Source organism: Centipeda infelix ATCC 43532, from assembly GCF_000234095.1.
Taxonomy (GTDB): domain Bacteria; phylum Bacillota; class Negativicutes; order Selenomonadales; family Selenomonadaceae; genus Centipeda; species Centipeda infelix.
This window is the reverse complement of record NZ_JH376799.1, coordinates 264,529-282,131: the sequence shown is the minus strand read 5'-3', so window position 1 is coordinate 282,131 and position 17,603 is coordinate 264,529. Positions and strand designations below refer to the sequence as shown.

Annotated in this window: 21 protein-coding genes; all 21 read left to right on the top strand. The window is 57.1% G+C overall.

The window, feature by feature from the left end; all coding sequences use genetic code 11:
* The first annotated feature begins 175 nt into the window (after positions 1 to 175).
* The 21 genes from cdaA to flhB all read left to right on the top strand — a co-directional run bounded on the left by cdaA (position 176) and on the right by flhB (position 17,467).
* On the top strand, positions 176 to 1,015 hold the full coding sequence (cdaA, locus tag HMPREF9334_RS07405) for a diadenylate cyclase CdaA (protein ID WP_039957413.1): 840 nt from the start codon (positions 176 to 178) through the stop codon (positions 1,013 to 1,015).
* Positions 1,012 to 1,944 carry a CdaR family protein gene (locus tag HMPREF9334_RS07400; protein WP_006692858.1) on the top strand — a complete coding sequence of 311 codons (933 nt, stop codon included), beginning with the start codon at positions 1,012 to 1,014 and terminating at the stop codon, positions 1,942 to 1,944. The genes cdaA and HMPREF9334_RS07400 overlap by 4 nt, the downstream gene beginning before the upstream one ends.
* On the top strand, positions 1,941 to 3,539 hold the full coding sequence (locus tag HMPREF9334_RS07395; RefSeq protein WP_006692857.1) for an NAD(P)/FAD-dependent oxidoreductase: 1,599 nt from the start codon (positions 1,941 to 1,943) through the stop codon (positions 3,537 to 3,539). Before HMPREF9334_RS07400 ends, HMPREF9334_RS07395 begins: the two co-directional genes overlap by 4 nt.
* Positions 3,540 to 3,579: 40 nt before the next feature.
* The gene (glmM, locus tag HMPREF9334_RS07390; protein WP_006692856.1) at positions 3,580 to 4,935 is read left to right on the top strand and encodes a phosphoglucosamine mutase; all 1,356 of its coding nucleotides are present in this window, start codon (positions 3,580 to 3,582) and stop codon (positions 4,933 to 4,935) included.
* Positions 4,935 to 5,840, top strand: coding sequence for a DMT family transporter (locus tag HMPREF9334_RS07385; protein ID WP_006692855.1), 906 nt, complete (start codon positions 4,935 to 4,937; stop codon positions 5,838 to 5,840). Before glmM ends, HMPREF9334_RS07385 begins: the two co-directional genes overlap by 1 nt.
* A complete protein-coding gene (locus tag HMPREF9334_RS07380) occupies positions 5,837 to 6,466 on the top strand; it encodes a hypothetical protein (protein WP_006692854.1) in 630 nt (209 codons plus the stop codon). The genes HMPREF9334_RS07385 and HMPREF9334_RS07380 overlap by 4 nt, the downstream gene beginning before the upstream one ends.
* A 20-nt stretch (positions 6,467 to 6,486) precedes the next feature.
* Entirely contained in the window at positions 6,487 to 7,467 is a 981-nt protein-coding gene (locus HMPREF9334_RS07375) for a PhoH family protein (RefSeq protein ID WP_006692853.1), read from the top strand.
* Positions 7,457 to 7,918, top strand: a complete 462-nt coding sequence (gene ybeY / locus HMPREF9334_RS07370; RefSeq protein WP_006692852.1) for an rRNA maturation RNase YbeY — start codon at positions 7,457 to 7,459, stop codon at positions 7,916 to 7,918. Before HMPREF9334_RS07375 ends, ybeY begins: the two co-directional genes overlap by 11 nt.
* Positions 7,915 to 8,811, top strand: coding sequence for a GTPase Era (gene era / locus HMPREF9334_RS07365; protein WP_006692851.1), 897 nt, complete (start codon positions 7,915 to 7,917; stop codon positions 8,809 to 8,811). Before ybeY ends, era begins: the two co-directional genes overlap by 4 nt.
* 34 nt (positions 8,812 to 8,845) lie before the next feature.
* Positions 8,846 to 9,502, top strand: coding sequence for a DUF502 domain-containing protein (locus tag HMPREF9334_RS07360; protein ID WP_156792926.1), 657 nt, complete (start codon positions 8,846 to 8,848; stop codon positions 9,500 to 9,502).
* A complete protein-coding gene (recO, locus tag HMPREF9334_RS07355) occupies positions 9,503 to 10,234 on the top strand; it encodes a DNA repair protein RecO (RefSeq protein WP_006692849.1) in 732 nt (243 codons plus the stop codon).
* Between the two features lie 153 nt (positions 10,235 to 10,387).
* On the top strand, positions 10,388 to 10,588 hold the full coding sequence (locus HMPREF9334_RS07350; protein ID WP_006692848.1) for a flagellar FlbD family protein: 201 nt from the start codon (positions 10,388 to 10,390) through the stop codon (positions 10,586 to 10,588).
* A 119-nt stretch (positions 10,589 to 10,707) separates the two neighbouring features.
* Complete coding sequence (locus HMPREF9334_RS07345) at positions 10,708 to 11,232, top strand: flagellar basal body-associated FliL family protein (RefSeq protein WP_006692847.1); 525 nt, start codon at positions 10,708 to 10,710, stop codon at positions 11,230 to 11,232.
* A gap of 39 nt (positions 11,233 to 11,271) precedes the next feature.
* Positions 11,272 to 12,273: a flagellar motor switch protein FliM gene (fliM, locus tag HMPREF9334_RS07340; protein ID WP_006692846.1), complete on the top strand. Its 1,002-nt coding sequence runs from the start codon at positions 11,272 to 11,274 to the stop codon at positions 12,271 to 12,273.
* Positions 12,266 to 13,483 (top strand): flagellar motor switch phosphatase FliY, encoded by a 1,218-nt coding sequence (gene fliY / locus HMPREF9334_RS07335; protein WP_006692845.1) that lies wholly within the window; start codon positions 12,266 to 12,268, stop codon positions 13,481 to 13,483. The genes fliM and fliY overlap by 8 nt, the downstream gene beginning before the upstream one ends.
* Positions 13,484 to 13,643: 160 nt before the next feature.
* A complete protein-coding gene (locus HMPREF9334_RS07330) occupies positions 13,644 to 14,006 on the top strand; it encodes a response regulator (protein ID WP_006692844.1) in 363 nt (120 codons plus the stop codon).
* Positions 14,006 to 14,518, top strand: a complete 513-nt coding sequence (locus HMPREF9334_RS07325; protein ID WP_006692843.1) for a FliO/MopB family protein — start codon at positions 14,006 to 14,008, stop codon at positions 14,516 to 14,518. The genes HMPREF9334_RS07330 and HMPREF9334_RS07325 overlap by 1 nt, the downstream gene beginning before the upstream one ends.
* Before the next feature lie 14 nt (positions 14,519 to 14,532).
* The gene (fliP, locus tag HMPREF9334_RS07320; protein ID WP_006692842.1) at positions 14,533 to 15,300 is read left to right on the top strand and encodes a flagellar type III secretion system pore protein FliP; all 768 of its coding nucleotides are present in this window, start codon (positions 14,533 to 14,535) and stop codon (positions 15,298 to 15,300) included.
* 15 nt (positions 15,301 to 15,315) lie between these two features.
* The gene (gene fliQ, locus HMPREF9334_RS07315) at positions 15,316 to 15,585 is read left to right on the top strand and encodes a flagellar biosynthesis protein FliQ (protein ID WP_006692841.1); all 270 of its coding nucleotides are present in this window, start codon (positions 15,316 to 15,318) and stop codon (positions 15,583 to 15,585) included.
* Between the two features lie 15 nt (positions 15,586 to 15,600).
* Positions 15,601 to 16,383: a flagellar biosynthetic protein FliR gene (gene fliR, locus HMPREF9334_RS07310; protein ID WP_006692840.1), complete on the top strand. Its 783-nt coding sequence runs from the start codon at positions 15,601 to 15,603 to the stop codon at positions 16,381 to 16,383.
* Positions 16,346 to 17,467, top strand: coding sequence for a flagellar biosynthesis protein FlhB (flhB, locus tag HMPREF9334_RS07305; protein WP_006692839.1), 1,122 nt, complete (start codon positions 16,346 to 16,348; stop codon positions 17,465 to 17,467). Before fliR ends, flhB begins: the two co-directional genes overlap by 38 nt.
* The last annotated feature ends 136 nt before the right edge of the window (positions 17,468 to 17,603 follow it).

Here is a 17,603-nt window from a genome sequence, read left to right as displayed (position 1 = left end):
ACATTTGGAAGACTTTCGTCGAGGGGGCGAAATTTTTTTTGAAAGGGTGGGGGAGGTCACAAGGATTTTCGATATTCAGAGAGAAAACAAATATATATGACGGTATTGCGCGTGCATTGCCGCTGGGGATGTATGAGGGAAAAGACGTAAGGGAATCGTTTCCATGGGGGTTCTTATGCCGCTTGATTTTACGATGCCGACACAGTTTCGCGGCATCCTGTCGACCATTACGCTGCTCGACATTGTTGATATCCTGATTGTGGCTTTTTTGCTCTATCGCGTCTACGTCATGCTCGAGGATACGCGTGCGATCACGCTCGTAAAGGGCATTCTCGTGCTCCTTGGCATCACGGTGGTTGCGAGTTACTTTGAACTGCATGTGATCTCATGGCTGCTCCAAAAGTCCGTGACACTGCTCTTTGTTGCATTGCCGATTGTGTTCCAGCCGGAGCTGCGGCGTGCGCTCGAGCATCTCGGGCAGGGGCGGTTTTTCCGTGCAGGCGGTCTTCTCGACGACGAGGAGGCACAGAGCACGATTCGCGAGATCCGCAGTGCAGTGAAGATCCTCTCAGCGAACAAGATTGGTGCGCTGCTTGTCATCGAGCGCGACATGGGGCTCAACGATATCAGTGCAACGGGAATTCAGATCGATGGACTCATCACGTCGGACTTCCTCATGAATGTGTTCATTCCGAATACGCCGCTGCATGACGGCGCGGCGGTCATTCGCGGCAAGCGCTTGATTGCTGCGGGCTGTCTCCTGCCGCTGACGGAGAACCGCAGCCTCTCGACGGAGCTCGGCACACGTCACCGTGCGGCGATCGGGCTTTCGGAGCAGTGCGATGCGCTGGTTGTTGTGGTAAGTGAGGAGACGGGAACGATCTCGATTGCGGAGAACGGGCGCATTCACCGTCATCTGGACGGCGATCAGCTGACCCATATTCTATCGCCCGCATTTGCATACAGTTCACGCTCATCCATTTGGGAACTCGTTCGGAGCTGGAGGAAGAAATGATGACAAGCCTTCGGGGCATGGTACAGCATAATCTGCCGATTAAGATTGCCGCACTCATTGTGGCTGTTGTACTCTGGCTCTATGTGATGAACGATCAGAATCCCGCGATTGACGGCAGCTATCAGGTGCCGGTGACAATTGAGAATGCCCCGGAGGGGTATCAGCTTGGCAGCGATACGGATAAGGTGACGATCCGCGTACGCGGGCCGCGCTCTCTCTTCGTTTCGGCGGATGCCTCGGATTTTCATGCGCGCGTGAACCTTGCGGACTTCGTGGAGGGAGAACGGGCGTATACGGTTGAGACTTCGATTCCGTATGGCTTTGAGTTGGTGAATATTTCTCCCGATAAAATAATGATCAACCTTGACCGCATGGTCGAAAAGACGCTGAAAGCATCGTTGACAATCAGCGGCACACCGGCGACAGGGTATACGGTGGATAAGGTCATACCGGAAGACGAGGCGGTGAAGGTACAGGGACCGCGCAGCCTGGTGGACCAGGTTGTGCACGTCGCGGGACATATCAATCTGAGTGGGCAGTCGCGTGACGATGTCGCGCAGGTGACGCTCGTCGCGTTGAACACCGATGGGCGTGAGGTAGCGGGGGTCACACTCGTACCGTCTTCGACCGCGGTGACGGTGAAGTTGGCGCGCGGTCTTACACGCAAGGTGGTTGAGGTGCAGCCGCATCCGCGCAGTGACCTTGCGCCGAATCTGAAGCTCGAGGGCGTGACGGTGACACCTGCGCGCATCGAGATTGCGGGCACGGAAGATGTAATCAGCAAGATCAGTGTGATCGGGACGGAGGAGTTTTCGCTCGCAGACGTGCGGGCGACGGAGAAGCGGGAGGTGCGTCTCCAACTGCCCGAGGGCGTGACGGTGACAAATCCCCATGTAACGGTGGAGATCAAGGTGGGGGCAATGCCATGATTCGCATAAAAAATCTGCGTGTTCCCTACGATACAGTGCGACCGTTCGCGGAACTCGCGGCGGAACGGCTCAAGACATCACCCTGTGCTGTGCACGGGGTGTTTGTTGTTCATAAGGCACTGGATGCGCGGCGCAGAAACGGTGCGCCGATTGTCTGGGTCTATGTGTTGGATGTCGCACTCAAAAAGGAACATGCGGTACTGGCACAATTTCGGCGGGACAAGGATGTCTCAGCCGCGCAGGAATATGTGCCGATGGAGATCTCCCTCGTTGGCAGTGCACCCGTATATCGCCCCGTGGTGGTGGGGTTCGGCCCTGCGGGGATCTTCGCTGCATGGGTACTTGCGCGTGCAGGGCTCGCGCCGCTTGTCCTGGAGCGCGGACAGGATGTGGATCGGCGCACGGCGGATGTCGCGCGCTTTTGGCAGACGGGCGTGCTTGATCCTGCGTCGAATGTGCAGTTCGGCGAGGGCGGTGCAGGGACGTTTTCGGACGGGAAGCTGACGGCGCGCAGCAGCGATCCGCGTATGCACGAGATCATCGAGGCGTTTGTTGCGGCGGGCGCACCCGAGGAGATCCGTTCTCTGCAGAAGCCGCACATCGGTACGGACATCCTGCGGAGCGTGGTGAAGAATCTGCGCACGGAGATCAAGCGCATGGGCGGCGAGGTGCGCTTCGGCGCACGGGTGACGGGCGTGGAGCTGCACGCGGGGCGGATTGCTGCGGTCGTGGTGAACGATGCGGAGCGCATTCCCGCCTCCGCCGTATTTCTGGGGATTGGACACTCGGCACGTGACACCTATGCGATGTTGGAGGCAGCTGATGTCCATATGGAGGCCAAGGCGTTTGCGGTCGGCGTGCGCATCGAGCATATGCAGACATTCATCGACCGTATGCGGTACGGCGCAGCGGCGGGCAGTCCGCATCTGCCCGTCGCGGACTACGCGATGACGTACCGCGACGAGGCGGGCGGGCGCGGTGTCTACTCGTTCTGTATGTGCCCCGGTGGGATGGTGGTCGCGGCGGCATCGGAGGTGGGGCGCCTCGTGACGAACGGGATGAGCAACTATCAGCGAAACTCGGGTGTGGCGAACAGTGCTTTGCTCGTGCAGGTAAGCCCCGCAGACTGGGGCGGATCGGTGCTTGGCGGCATCGCGTTTCAGCGTGCGATGGAGGAGCGTGCATTTCGTGCGGGCGGCGGCAACTATCGTGCACCTGTGCAGTCCGTCGGGGATTTCCTCACGGGGAAAACGGGGGCGCGCGACTTTGCCGTCACGCCGACGTATGCGCCCGGCGTGCACACTGCCGATCTGCGCACAGTGCTGCCGGAGATGTGTACGGAACCGCTCGCGCGTGCACTCCGGTTCTGGGAGGAGCGCGTGCCCGGCTTTGGTGCAGCAGATGTGCCGATGACGGGTGTGGAGTCGCGTTCATCTGCACCGTGCCGTATCGTACGCGACGGCGCGACGATGGAGTCGGTCTCGGCAGCCGGGCTGTACCCGATCGGCGAGGGCGCGGGGTATGCGGGCGGCATTATGAGCGCGGCACTCGACGGGCTGAAAGCGGCACTTGCATTTTTGGATAATATCAAGTAGATTATAGAGATAATACGATACAATAAGCAGGGGGCTGTTCATGATGAGACTTTTTGGTACGGATGGCGTACGCGGTGAGGCAAATACGGAGCTGACAGCAGAGCTGGCATATCATCTCGGACGTGCGGCGACGCTTTACTTCGGTGCACAGTCGGAGGTGCGCCCGCGCATTCTGATCGGACGTGACACGCGTATCTCGGGCGAGATGTTCGAGGCGGCACTGACGGCGGGAATTTGCTCGGCGGGCGGCATTGCGATCCTTGCGGGCGTTGTTCCAACCCCTGCGGTCGCGTATCTTGCGCGCGAACACCGCATGCAGGCGGGCATTGTGATCTCCGCTTCGCACAATCCATTTCCGGACAATGGGATCAAGTTTTTTGGCGGGGACGGCTACAAGCTGCCCGATGCGGTGGAAGATGAGCTCGAAATACTCGTGCGTCGCCTCCAAACGAATGACGATGCCGCGCGCCCGACGGGCAAGGACATTGGGGTCGTGGAGTATCGAGACGATCTCCTCAACCAGTATATCGACTATGTGGTGAGCACCTGCCGGGAGCGGTTCGACGGGATGAAGATTGTGCTCGACTGCGCGAACGGTGCCGCCTATGAGGCGATGCCGAAAGTGCTCCGCCGTCTCGGCGCAGAGGTGAAGGTGATCCATGCACTGCCGAATGGTGTGAATATCAACGACGGCTGTGGCTCGACACATTTGGACTCGCTGCGCCGTACGGTACTCGAGCGCGGTGCGGACATCGGCATCGCACATGACGGGGATGCCGACCGCTGTCTCTGCCTCGATGAAAAAGGTGAGCTGATCGACGGCGACCACATCCTCGTCGCCTGCGCCTCCGAGATGATCCATGCGGGACGGCTGCCGCACAAAACCGTTGTGACAACGGTGATGGCGAACATCGGATTCCACAAGGCGATCGCAGAGCTTGGCGGACGCGTTGAGGTGACGGCAGTCGGGGACCGCTATGTCCTCGAGTCCATGCGTGCAAACGGCTATACGATCGGCGGCGAGCAGTCGGGGCACATCATCTTTGCCGAGTACGCAACGACGGGCGACGGGCTTATCACGGCACTGCAGGTGCTTGCGGCGCTCTCCCGCAGCGGGAAGAAGGCGTCGGAGCTGAATGCGATGATGACAACCTATCCGCAGCTGCTCGTCAACGTGCGTGTCAAGACGAAGGAGGGCTGGGCGGAAAATACCGCCATCCGCGCCGCCATTGCCGAGGGGGAGCGCATCCTCGGGAGCGACGGACGCGTACTCGTACGCCCCTCGGGTACGGAGCCGCTCATTCGCGTGATGGCGGAGGGCAGCGATCATACACAGCTCGAGGAGGTCTGCGGGGCGATTGTGGAGGTTGTCAAACGGGAGCAGGGTGAGGCATAATGTCACATCTCTCCGCCGTTCTCTTTGTTCTGCTCGCCGGGACGGCGTGGGCAGCGAGCGGTACGGCGGCACAGCATTTTTACACACTGTCCGATCACATTCCGATCGAGCTGACGCAGGTGCGTCTTTTCCTCTCAAGCAGCCTTTTCTTTATGCTTGCGTGGTGGAGCGGGGGGCTCAGACGTGGATTACGGTCTGTGCGCCGCAATCCGCGCATTCTTCTTCAGCTCGCGATTCATGGCATCCTCGGCATTATGTTCGTGCAGTATTCCTACTTTGAGGGGATTGCGGCGGGCGATGCGGCGGCGACGACGGTTATCACATACACGAGCCCCGCGATGATGATCCTCTATCTTGCTGTGCGATGGCGGCGGCTGCCGTCGGCAGCGGAAGCGGGGACGGTTGTCGTCGCGGTCGCGGGGGTATTCCTCCTCGTCACGGGCGGCGATATCGCGCGGCTTTCTGTACCGATGGCGTGCATTGTGTGGAGCCTCGTCTCGGCGATTGTCTTTGTCTTTGCGATGGTCTATCCGGTGCATCTCCTGCGGCTCTTTGACCGCTTCTTTCTGCTCGCTGTCTGTATGCTGATGGGCGGGATTTCCCTGCTGCCTGTGACGCAGGTGATTTTCAGCGTTGACTCGTTTTTTACGGCGGGGACATGGCTTGATCTCCTCGTCATTATCGTGCTGGGGACGGTGGTTGCGTTCTTTGCGTTCAATGCGGGGCTGCGCTGGCTGAGCCCAGAGGAGACGGCGATCACGGCGACGATTGAGCCCGTGGCAAGTGTGTTCTTTGCGTGGCTCATCTTTGACACGCATTTCGTTGCTCTGCAGATGGTCGGAATTATGCTCGTTATTGCGGCAATTCTGACACCGAATCTTTTAAGGAAATGGGGCTGCACATGAAGATCCCCCTGCGCTATCAGATGTCGGAGTATGACTGCGGTCCAACGGCGCTGCTGAATGCGGTGAGTTATCTCTTTCCGCGGCAAGAGGTGCCGCCCGAGATCGTTCGCAGCGTCATGCTCTATACGCTGGACTGCTACGGGATGGATGGAGCGCCGTGCAAGGCGGGCACGTCGCGCATGGCGATGATGTATCCCGCGAACTGGCTCGAAGGCTTTTCGCGTGCAACACAGTTTCCGCTCACCTGTCAGTATCTTGCGGGACGCGCCGTGCACATCGGAACGCACAGCCATATCAACGATGCACTTGTGCGCGGCGGCGTCGCGGTCGTGCGGCTTTTCTACGAGGTGGAGCACTATGCGCTCCTGACGGGTACCTCGAAGGATCATATCTACCTCTTCGATCCCTACTATCTCGCGGAGGCAGAGCCGGAGTTTGTGCGTGCAGGCATCGGCGTGACCTGTGCCCATCCGCACAGCTACAACCGCATTGTACCGTTTGACTGCTTTAACCGCGAGACGCGTGAGATCTACGCCCTCGGAGCGGTGGAAAACCGTGAGGCAGTCGTTCTCTTTGACGTACGTACGCGGCGCACGGCGGACGATACGATTGAATACTTTATCTGACAGAGACAGGAGGTTTGTTCTTGCAGGAGATGACGGATACGATTGAGTTTCGGGATATGCACGAGGCGGCTGCCCTGCTCGGGGAGCGCGATGCGCTGCTCCAATGTATGCAGGAGGTTTTTTCCTGCCGCATGGTTGGCCGTGGAACGGCGCTTTCCGTGACGGGGGCGGAGGCGGATGTCGCCGACGTGCGGACACTCGTGCAGGAACTCCTCTTCTATCAGCGGCAGGGGGCAAAGCTGACGACGCATGAGGTGACCTACGGAGCACAGCTTGTCCGCGCGGGGAAGGTGGAAGAGCTGCACGCACTCTTTGCCGAGGTGCTGCTCGTGACGGCAAAGGGCAGGGAAGTGCGTGCCAAGACGCTCGGACAGCGCGACTACCTCGCCAAGATTCGCCGCAATGCCGTGACGTTGGGTGTCGGTCCTGCGGGCACGGGAAAGACGTACCTTGCGGTCGTGATGGCGGTCGCGGCACTCCGCAACCGCGAGGTCAGCCGCATCATCCTCACGAGGCCCGCCGTCGAGGCGGGCGAGCATCTGGGATTCCTGCCCGGCGATCTCACGGAGAAGATCAACCCGTATCTGCGCCCGCTCTACGATGCCCTGCAAGACATCCTCGGCGCGGAAGCCTATCAGAAGATGATGAGCCGCCAGCTCATCGAGGTTGCGCCGCTCGCCTATATCCGCGGGCGCACGCTCGAGGATGCCTTCATCATCCTCGACGAAGCACAGAATACGACGGGCGCACAGATGAAGATGTTCCTCACGCGCCTTGGCTTCGGCTCGCGCATGGTGGTGACGGGCGACCTTGAGCAGGTCGACCTGCCGCGCAGTACGGTGTCGGGGCTGAAGCAGGCGTCTCAGATCCTGCGCGGTGTGAAGGGCGTTGGCATCGTACGGCTCGAGCCGGTCGATATCATCCGTCACGAGGTCGTGACGCGCATTGTCGAGGCGTACGGTGCATGGGAGAAGAAGCGGGGGCGCACACATGGAGATTGAGATTCGCCGGGAGCCGGAGATGCTCGCGGTATCTGACGCGGACATCACAGCCGTACGCCGTGCCATCGAAACAGTCGGGCGGCTCTACGGCGCAGAAGATGCCGAGGTGAGTGTGACGCTGACGGACGATGCGCATATTCATGAACTGAACCGTATCTACCGTGCTGTCGACCGCCCAACGGATGTGCTCTCCTTTGCTCTCACCGAGAGCGAGGAGCCGGAGATCGTCGGGGCGCAGGGGCATGATGTGCTCGGCGACCTCGTCATCTCGCTTGATCATGTGGCGGCACAGGCGGAGGAGTACGGGCACAGTCCGCTGCGCGAACTCTCCTTTCTCACAGTACATGGGATGCTGCACCTCCTCGGTTATGACCATATGGAGGAGGCGGAACGGCAGGAGATGGAGGAGGAGCAGCGTCATGTTATGGAGGAGCTTGGGATCGCACGATGAATGCACATAAATCCGGATTCGCCGCCGTGATCGGGCGGCCGAATGTCGGCAAATCTACTTTAATCAATGCGCTCATCGGGCAGAAGATCGCCATTATGAGCGACAAGCCGCAGACAACGCGCAGCCGTATCCTCTGCATTCTGACGGAGGAGGATGCGCAGGTTATCTTCCTTGATACGCCTGGCGTACACAAACCGAAGCACAAGCTCGGTGCCTATATGGCGAAGGCAACGGAGGGGGCACTTCACGGTGTCGATGTCATTGTCTTTGTCGTGGATGTGACGGAGAAGATGGGAGCGGGCGAGCAGTACATTCTGAAACAGCTCGCAAATGTCCGCGTGCCCGTCTTGCTCGCGGTGAACAAGGTGGACTGTATCCCGCGTGCGCAGACACTGCCGATTATTGCAAGCTATGCGAAGGCGTATCAGTTTGCAGGAATTGTGCCCATCTCGGCGCGTGAGAGGGAAAATCTGGACGGGCTGCTCGCGGAGATCAAAGCTCATTTGCCCGAGGGACCGCAGTACTACCCTGCCGACATGGTGACGGATCAGCCGGAGCGGCTGATCGTTGCCGAGCTTGTGCGCGAGAAGGTGCTCGCACTGACGCGCGATGAGATCCCGCATGCGGTCGCGGTCGATATTGAGGAGATGACAACACGGCAAAAGGGCGATGTCTACATCCGTGCTGTGATCTATGTCGAACGTGAATCGCAGAAGGGAATTGTCATCGGCACAAAAGGTGCGCTCCTGCGGACAATCGGCGCACAGGCGCGTACCGATGTGGAGACACTGCTCGGGTCAAAGGTCTACCTCGACCTCTGGGTCAAGACGCGCAAGGATTGGCGTAATCGGGCAACTGCCCTGCGGGAGTTTGGGTTCTATGAAACCGATTGAAGAAACAGCGGTCATGACACCGACATTTGATCGGATGTATCAGCGTGAGCTTAATCGTATGTCACGCCGCTTTGTCAATGGGCTGCTCGTCCTCGTGCCCGTCATCATCACGCTGTTCGTCATCGAGTGGACGCTGCGGTTTACCGAAGGTGTGCTCGGGCAGTATCTGCCCTTTTATTTCCCCGGCATGGGCATCATTACGCTCATCCTTGTGATCTACGCTGTCGGCTGGGCATCGACAAACTGGGCACTTGCAAAGATCATCTCGCTCGGCGAGACGCTGATCGGGACGATCCCGTTCGTGAAGTTCATCTATACGAGCGTCAAGCGTCTCTCGGAGGCGGTGCTCGACTCGAGCAGCAACTTCAAGCGCGTCGTCCATATACCCTATCAGGGCGGGCGTGCGCTCGGCTTTGTGATGGCGGATCTGCCGCCGCGCTTTCAGGAGGCGATGGGCGGCGGCTACATCTGTGTTTTTGTTCCGTGGAGTCTCAACATGACCTCGGGGACGACGCTGCTCGTCCGGGAGGAGGATGCTGTGACGATCGACATCCCAAAGGAGGAGGCTCTGCAGTATATGCTGACGGCGGGGGCGGTGATGCCGCTTGACGAGGTGAAAAAGAAGCCGCCGCAGAAAAAGGCTTCTGCCGATATTCAGCCTGCCGAGGAGCGGCGGGGGACGGAGGTGTAGATGGCTCTCTATGCGGCGGAGGGCATCGTACTCGGCACGCGCAGCTGGGGTGAGGCGGATAAGGTCATGACGATCTTCACGCGTGAGCGCGGACTCCTGCGCGCCGCCGCGTTCGGTTGTCGTCGTCCGCGCAGCCCCCTCGCAGGCGCGATGCAGATGTTCGTGCACGCTGATCTGCAGCTCGCCGAGGGGGCGCGTCTGGAGACAGTCAAGACAGCAAGCGTACGTGCGCACCATGCAAAGCTCTCGCTTGATCTCACGGCACTCGCATACGCGACGTTTGTTGCAGAGGTAATCCGTGCGCTGCTGCCCGAGGGCGTTGCGGATGAAGTGTTTTTTCACAAACTCGCGGCGATCCTCACGGCGTTCGAGACGCGTAACCCGCGCGTGACAGCACTCGCCGCCGTACTCCAGACACTCGCGGCGGCGGGGCTCGGACAGAGTTACGCAAACTGTCTTCACTGCGGCGCAAAGATCACGGGCGATGCCTTTTTTCACACACGCGAGGGCGGAGCTCTCTGTGCGGACTGCTGTACGGAAGATGCCACAGATTTTTCGGAGGAGCTGCGGCTGCTCCTCGTCGCACTCGAACAGCTCGACTGGGCACACCCCGTACCCATGCAGCTGCGCGGCGGAACACTGATGGCTGCAGAGGCGCTCGTGCTCGCGCATATACAGGAACTCGCCGGTCAGCCGCTGCGCTCCCTTGCCTTTTTATCTCAGCTTGGATAAATTTTTTGTGAAATATTTAAGATATGATGAAAAAAATAGTCCCGAAAAAAAGGAAAAGTGATGACGACGGCGAAATAATATCAGGTAGTAATGTGCGCATGATTTTTTCTGCGCATTGAGAAAGACGGAAAGGGAACGGAGGGGAAGCCTGTCATGATCATGCTGACGAAGTTCAACTCCAAGACGAACAAACGGGGGGAGTTCGTTCTCAACGCAGAGATCATCGAGAGCATTGAGGAGACACCGGATACCGTGGTGACACTTACCAATGGGAAAAAACTGATCGTCGAGGAACCAATGGAGGAGATTGTGCGGCGCACGATCAAGTATCGCCGTGCGCTTCATCAAAATTAGTTGGCGAAATTCCATTCCTTTGGTATAATGGGAGGACGGTGTTCCTCTACATGGCAAGGGAGTGCCTGTGTGTGGAGCCGCTGCGGCTTCGTGGTCATTTTTAGGGAGGGAAATAACTCATGGCGGAGGAAAAGGAAGAACAGGCGGCGGTGGAGCAGCCCAAGCAGAAATCACCTATGCTCATGATGATTGTGGTGGTTGTTGTGGCGGTTCTGGTCGCGGTGGCAGCAGCCGGCGGAATCTCGTACTACATCTTCTCGCAGGCGGAAACGCCTTCACACGCTGAAGATGGAGGCGGGGGCAGGGCAAATCATGACCCCGGCGTGTTCTATAAGCTCGGTGATCCAAAGGAAGGTATCCTCGTCAATGTTGGCGGTGGTCGTGCGGGCAAGTTCCTGAAGGCGGGCATCGTCCTCGAACTGAATCCGGGCAAGTCTGACAACGTGGTGGACGGCAAGGTCGGCTCCGTTGCAGAGACGAAGATCCTCGATACGACGATGCAGTTCCTGCGTGCCGCACCGCTCGAGGAATTCGACGCATCCAACCAGGATGCGCTCAAGAAGCAGCTGAAGGATGCGCTCAACGAGCGCCTGGGTCAGGGCTCTGTTTATGATGTTTACATCACGAGCTTCCTGCTGCAGTAAGTAAGATGAATCACTGCATAGTGGGAAGGGGGAAGAGTCTTGGCTGAGGACGTACTGTCTCAATCCGAAATAGATAAGCTGCTTTCGGCTCTTTCGGATGGCTCGGTTTCCGCCGAGGAAGTCAAGGCGGAAGAAGAGGAACGCAAGGTCAAGGTCTATGACTTCAAGCGCCCGGATAGATTCTCCAAGGATCAGATTCGAACGCTCTTCATGCTGCATGAGAGCTTTTCGCGTCTCTTAAATACGTATCTGTCGGCGAGTCTGCGTACGATGGTCGAGATCGAGGTGATGTCGGTCGAGCAGGTGACCTATCAGGAGTTTGTCCAGTCCATGGGGAATCCCTCGGTGATTGGCATCCTTGCGCTGCCGCCGCTGAAGGGGAATATCATCATTGAGGTCGGCACGGGTCTGGCGTTTGCCTACGTCGACCGCGTCTTTGGCGGAGAAGGGAAATCCGGCATCAAGTCGCGTGCGCTGACGGATATTGAGACGGCGGTTATGCGCCGTTTCATTGATACGGTGACAAATTATTTCAGGGAAGCATGGAGCAATGTGGTGGAGTTCCGTCCGAACTTCGAGACGATGGAAACGAATCCGCAGTTTGCACAGATCGTTCCGCCCAGCGACATGGTTGTGCTCGTCACAATCCATGTCAAGCTTGGGGATGTGGACGGCATGATGAACATCTGTATCCCGTATCTGGTGCTTGAGCCGGTCATGTCGAAGCTGACCACCTCGTTCTGGGTGGCATCCTCCGTAGATAAGGAGAGTTCGCCCGAGCAAGTGGCGGAGCTTCAGCGCAAGATCGAACGCACACATGTGCCGTTCAAGGTGGAGCTCGGTTCGGTCAATATCACAATCCACGAATTTCTCACACTTGGATTCGGTGATGTGCTCCAGCTCGATACGCTGACGAAGGATGAACTAATCTGTTACGTCGGCACAAACGCAAAGTTCCGCGCACATCCGGGAACCTCCGGAAAGCGCATGGCTGTGCAAATATCCGGCATTATAGAAGGAGATGACGACGCGAATGAGTGATGAAATGATCTCGCAGGAGGAGATCGATGCCCTCCTGAACGGGGGAGCATCGAGTGACCCTCCTGCTGAGGAAGCTGCGGGCGAATCGTCTCCTGCCGACGCTGCTGCTGCAGACGATTCGTCTCCTGCCGGTGATGCCGGTATTACTGATCTGGAGCGCGACGCGCTCGGCGAAATCGGCAATATCTCGATGGGCGGTGCGGCGACGACGCTGTCCGTCCTTCTCGGGCGCAAGGTGTCGATCACGACCCCAACCGTCTCGGTGTCGAATCTGCGTGCGCTTAAAGAAAAATATCCCATACCATTCCTCGTGGTCGAAGTCGGCTACAGCATTGGGATCGAGGGCAACAATGTCCTCTGTATCCAGGCAAAGGATGCAGCAATTATCGCCGATCTGATGATGGGCAACGATGGTACCAATCCCGACACGGAGCTGAACGAGCTCCACATGAGTGCGGTCAGCGAGTGCATGAACCAGATGATGGGCAGTGTTGCAACCTCGCTTTCCTCAATGTTCAACAAAAAGGTGGATATTACTCCGCCTGCTGTCACTCTGGTTGACCTCGGGACAGAGGAAGTTGTCTCTAAACTCCTCGATAAAGCAGATCCGATCATTCAGGCATCGTTCCGCATGGAAGTGGATGGTCTCATTGACAGCGAGATCATGCAGCTCCTACCGCTCGATGTCGCAAGGGATATGGTCGATGCGCTGATGAATCAGTCAGCGGATGTCGACAACGAGGAAGAAGCTGTCGTGGCGGCTGCTGCTGCGCCGCCGCCTGCCGCCGCACCCGCGCCGGCATCGGCACCGGCTGCGCCTCCGGCTGCAGCTGCTGCACCTGCAAACTATGGATATGGAGCACCGCCTATGCAGCCACATGTCGCATCCAATGTACCGGTACAGTCGGCACAGTTTACGCCGCTGAGTTCTTCTCCGGTACAGGTCAACGATGCCAATATCGGTCTTATTCTCGATGTCCCCCTTCAGGTCAACGTGGAACTTGGTCGCACGAAGAAGTCGATCAAGGACATTCTCGACCTGACGAAGGGGTCTATCGTGGAACTGGATAAGCTCGCCGGAGAACCCGTGGACATCATGGTCAACGGCAAGTATTTGGCGAAGGGAGAAGTTGTCGTCATCGACGAGAACTTCGGCGTTCGCATTACGGAGATTGTCAGCCCGCTGGAGCGTGCTGCACGCCTCCAGTAACGGAAGGTAATGGAACTTTTGGGAGTAGTGTAGAAAATCCTTGTCATAAAGGGGACTTTTCGTTATAATGAGTAACGAAAAAAAGCACATACTCTTTATGTGCCTGATTCGCACCCTTTGGATGAGGGATGTTCTGACGGATTTAAGGAGAGATGAGAAAATGGCAACTCGCGTTCTGGTCGTTGATGATGCAGCATTTATGCGAATGATGGTGAAGGACATCCTGTCGAAGAACGGTTATGAAATCGTTGGTGAGGCTGAGAACGGCATGAAGGCGCTGGAGAAGTACCAGGAACTCAAGCCGGATCTCGTGACGATGGATATTACAATGCCCGAGATGGACGGTATCACCGCTGTGAAGGAGATCAAGAAAGTCGATCCCGCTGCCAAGGTTGTTATGTGCAGTGCGATGGGACAGCAGGCGATGGTCATTGAGGCGATTCAGGCAGGTGCACGTGATTTCATCGTGAAGCCGTTCCAGGCGGATCGCGTGCTGGAGGCCATTCGCAAAGCCGTCGGCTGATGAACGGACGAATATTTTCTCTGTCCTTGCTGCTGGGATGCTTCCTTCTTTTCGTGTGCATGGGGGATGTGTCTGCCGCAGGTGAGACGGGCGGCGGATACTTAGCCGGATATGAAGAGGCTGACCCGCGCCCGTCGGCCGTGTCATGGTGGTCGACGGTCGCATACGTGGTCAGCCTTTTTGCTGTCTTTGCATTTGTCGTCTTGCTCGCGTATATTGTGGCACGCGCCTTTGGCAAACAATCCATGCAGCGTCTCGCGGCACGGGGCGGTCAGGTCTATCTGCAGCTGCCGCTCGGACCGAACCGTTCGGTCTGTGTGGTGGAGCTTTTCGAGCGTGTCTTTGTACTCGGCGTGACGGATACGAATATCCGGCTGATTACGGAAATTGACGATCCGGAGACCGTGGAGGAGATTCGCACCTCTGCACCGTTGGAGGGCGGCGTCTTTCAGGAGCAGTTCGGATCACTGTCGGATTTCGTTCAAAAGATACCGCCGCTCTTCCGAAAGTAGGACGGCAAGAAGAAATGGGGGAGAAGGGATTGGGGCGCAAAATGCTTGTTTTGGGGAGTGCGGCGCTCCTCCTGCTGTTAGGGATGGGGCATGTGGGTGCTGCGCCTCTGGTCCCGACGGTCAGCCTCAATGTAGGGACATCGGAGAATCCGCAGGAAGTTGCGACCACAATGCAGCTTCTGGCGGTGCTTACTGTTATCTCTCTTGCGCCTGCGATTCTCGTGATGACGACATCCTTTGTCCGCATTGTTGTGGTCATTGGATTCCTGCGGAATGCGCTCTCGACGCAGAATGTACCGCCGAACCAGGTGGTCATCGCACTGTCGCTCTTCCTGTCGTTCTACATCATGGCTCCCTATTGGGGACAGGCAAACGAGAACGGCATACAGCCCTATCTTGCGGGGCAGATCTCGCAGGAACAGGCTCTTGAGAATATCGTGGATCCGATGCGTGAGTTCATGTTCCGCCAGACGCGGGAATCCGATCTTGCGCTCTTTGTCAACCTCTCGGAGGCGCCGCGCCCGGAGGGACCGGAGGATGTCTCAACGTTCACACTCATTCCGGCGTTCATCATCAGTGAACTCAAGACGGCGTTTCAGATCGGCTTTATGATCTATATCCCGTTCATCGTCATCGATATGATCGTTGCGAGTACGCTTATGTCAATGGGTATGATGATGCTGCCGCCGGTCATGATCTCGCTGCCGTTCAAGATCCTGCTCTTTGTCATGGTGGATGGCTGGCATCTCCTGATCCAGTCGCTCATCATGAGTTTCCGCTGACGGGAGGGCGAAGCGATGTCCGGAGATTTGGTCATCCAGCTTGCCCAAGAGGCACTCATGATCGTCCTGCTGGTTTCGGCACCCATGTTGGGGCTCGGTCTGATCGTGGGCCTTTTGGTGGCGGTCTTTCAGGCAACGACCTCGATTCAGGAGCAGACACTCGCCTTTATTCCGAAGATCATTGCGGTCTTTGTCGCCATCTTGATCTTTGGTCCGTGGATGCTGCGCATCATGGTCGAGTACGTGACGAATGTGTTTGTCAATCTGCCGATGTATTTGCGCTGAAAGGAGTGTCAGCGCATGGATCTCTACGAACTCCTGCAAGGGCATATTGCGGTGTTCCTGCTCGCGCTTACGCGTATCAGCGGCATTTTTCTCATGTCCCCGTTCTTCGGCAGTATGAATATCCCCCTGTACTTTCGTGTGGGCTTTGCCCTTGCGATCACGGTGGTTCTCTATCCGGTTCTCGATGGGCTGAGACCGGTGACAGCACCCGAGAGCATTATCATGTTTGCTGCTGCCGTCGTCGGCGAACTCTTTATTGGCTGGCTGATCGGCTTTGTGGCATACATCTCCTTTGCGGCGATTACAATGGCGGGCAAGGTCATGGATATGCAGGTGGGGTTTGCTATTGTCAATGTTGTCGACCCGACTTCCGGTCAGCAGATACCGCTCATCGGAAGTTTTCTTTATAATCTGGCGATCATCATTCTGCTCGTGACGAACGGGCATCACATGATCCTTGCCGCTTTGATGGAGAGCTTCCGCATCGTTCCGATTGCGGGCTTAGAGCCGAACATCTCAATGGCGCTTCTCATCGCGAACTTCACGAACGGGATCTTTCTCACGGGGATGAAGATCGCGATGCCGATCACCTTTGCCATTCTGCTCACGAATGTCGGGCTTGGCATACTCGCACGTACGATGCCGCAGATGAACATCTTTGTTGTCGGTATTCCGATGCAGCTGATGATTGGCATTACCGTGCTGTCGATGGTGATTCCGTTCTATGTCCTGTTTTTGGATGTGCTGTTTCATGAAATGTATGGAAATATATCAGTCGCGGTACGCGCTCTCCAATAGAGTGCCGTTTGTCTTTGACCTCCAGCGTTTCGCGGGCGAAAAAACAGAGGAACCGACGGCGAAAAAGCGTGCCGATGCACGCAAGAAGGGGCAGGTCGCCCGCAGTCAGGAACTCAACAGTGCGTTTGTGCTGCTCATTGGATTCTTTGGACTCAAGCTGCTGTGGGATTCGATCTATGGTTCTATTGCGACCTACACGACCTACGTGTTCACCAATCTGAACCAAACCGTGGATACGGAGAATATTGTCCGCATATTCATCGGCATTGTCCTCATCCTTGCAAAGACTGCGTTTCCGATCATGCTATTCATCATGCTCATCGGACTTGCAATTAACTTCTTTCAGGTGGGGCTCAACTTCAATACGGAGTCCATTGAGTTCAAACTGGACAAACTTAACCCCATCAACGGTTTTGGGCGCATCTTCTCGAAGCGCTCCCTCGTGGAGCTTGTGAAGTCTTTCTTCAAGATCCTCGTGATTGGCTTCTTCCTCTATCGCTTTATTCATGAACAGCTCCTAGCGATGCCGCAGTTCATGTTCTTTGACTTGACGACGAGCCTCGCACTCGTTGCCGAGATCATCTTCCAAATGGCGTTCGTCGTCATCGGCGTAATCATGATTATGTCGTTTCTGGACTATGGCTATCAGAAATGGCAAACGACACAGGATCTCAAGATGTCGAAACAGGAAGTCAAGGACGAGATGAAGCAGACGGAGGGCGATCCGCAAATCAAGGGAAAGATCCGCCAGAAACAGCGGCAGATGGCAATGGCTCGTATGATGAAGGAAGTCCCCAAGGCGGATGTCATCATTACGAACCCGACACACTACGCCATAGCACTTTCCTATGAACAGGGGATGTCCGCACCGGTGGTCATTGCAAAGGGGCAAGATCTCGTTGCGCAGCGCATCAAGGAAATCGGGCGTGAAGCACGTGTGCCGATCGTTGAGAACAAGCCGCTTGCACGCACCCTGTTTGCTGTTGTCCAGGTGGGCGACTCTGTACCGCAGGAACTCTATCAGGCAGTCGCGGAGGTGCTTGCGTATGTCTATCGTCTCAAGCATACGCGGCGCGGAGCGTGAGCGGACAGAATGCTTTTGTCGTTTTTTTGCAGATTTGCACATAAGTTAATTGCTCCATGACAAAAGTCTTGATTAGTGTTTGACGTACTTGCAATATTTGGTATAATATTGAGGGGAACGAAGAATTCGTTCGTCC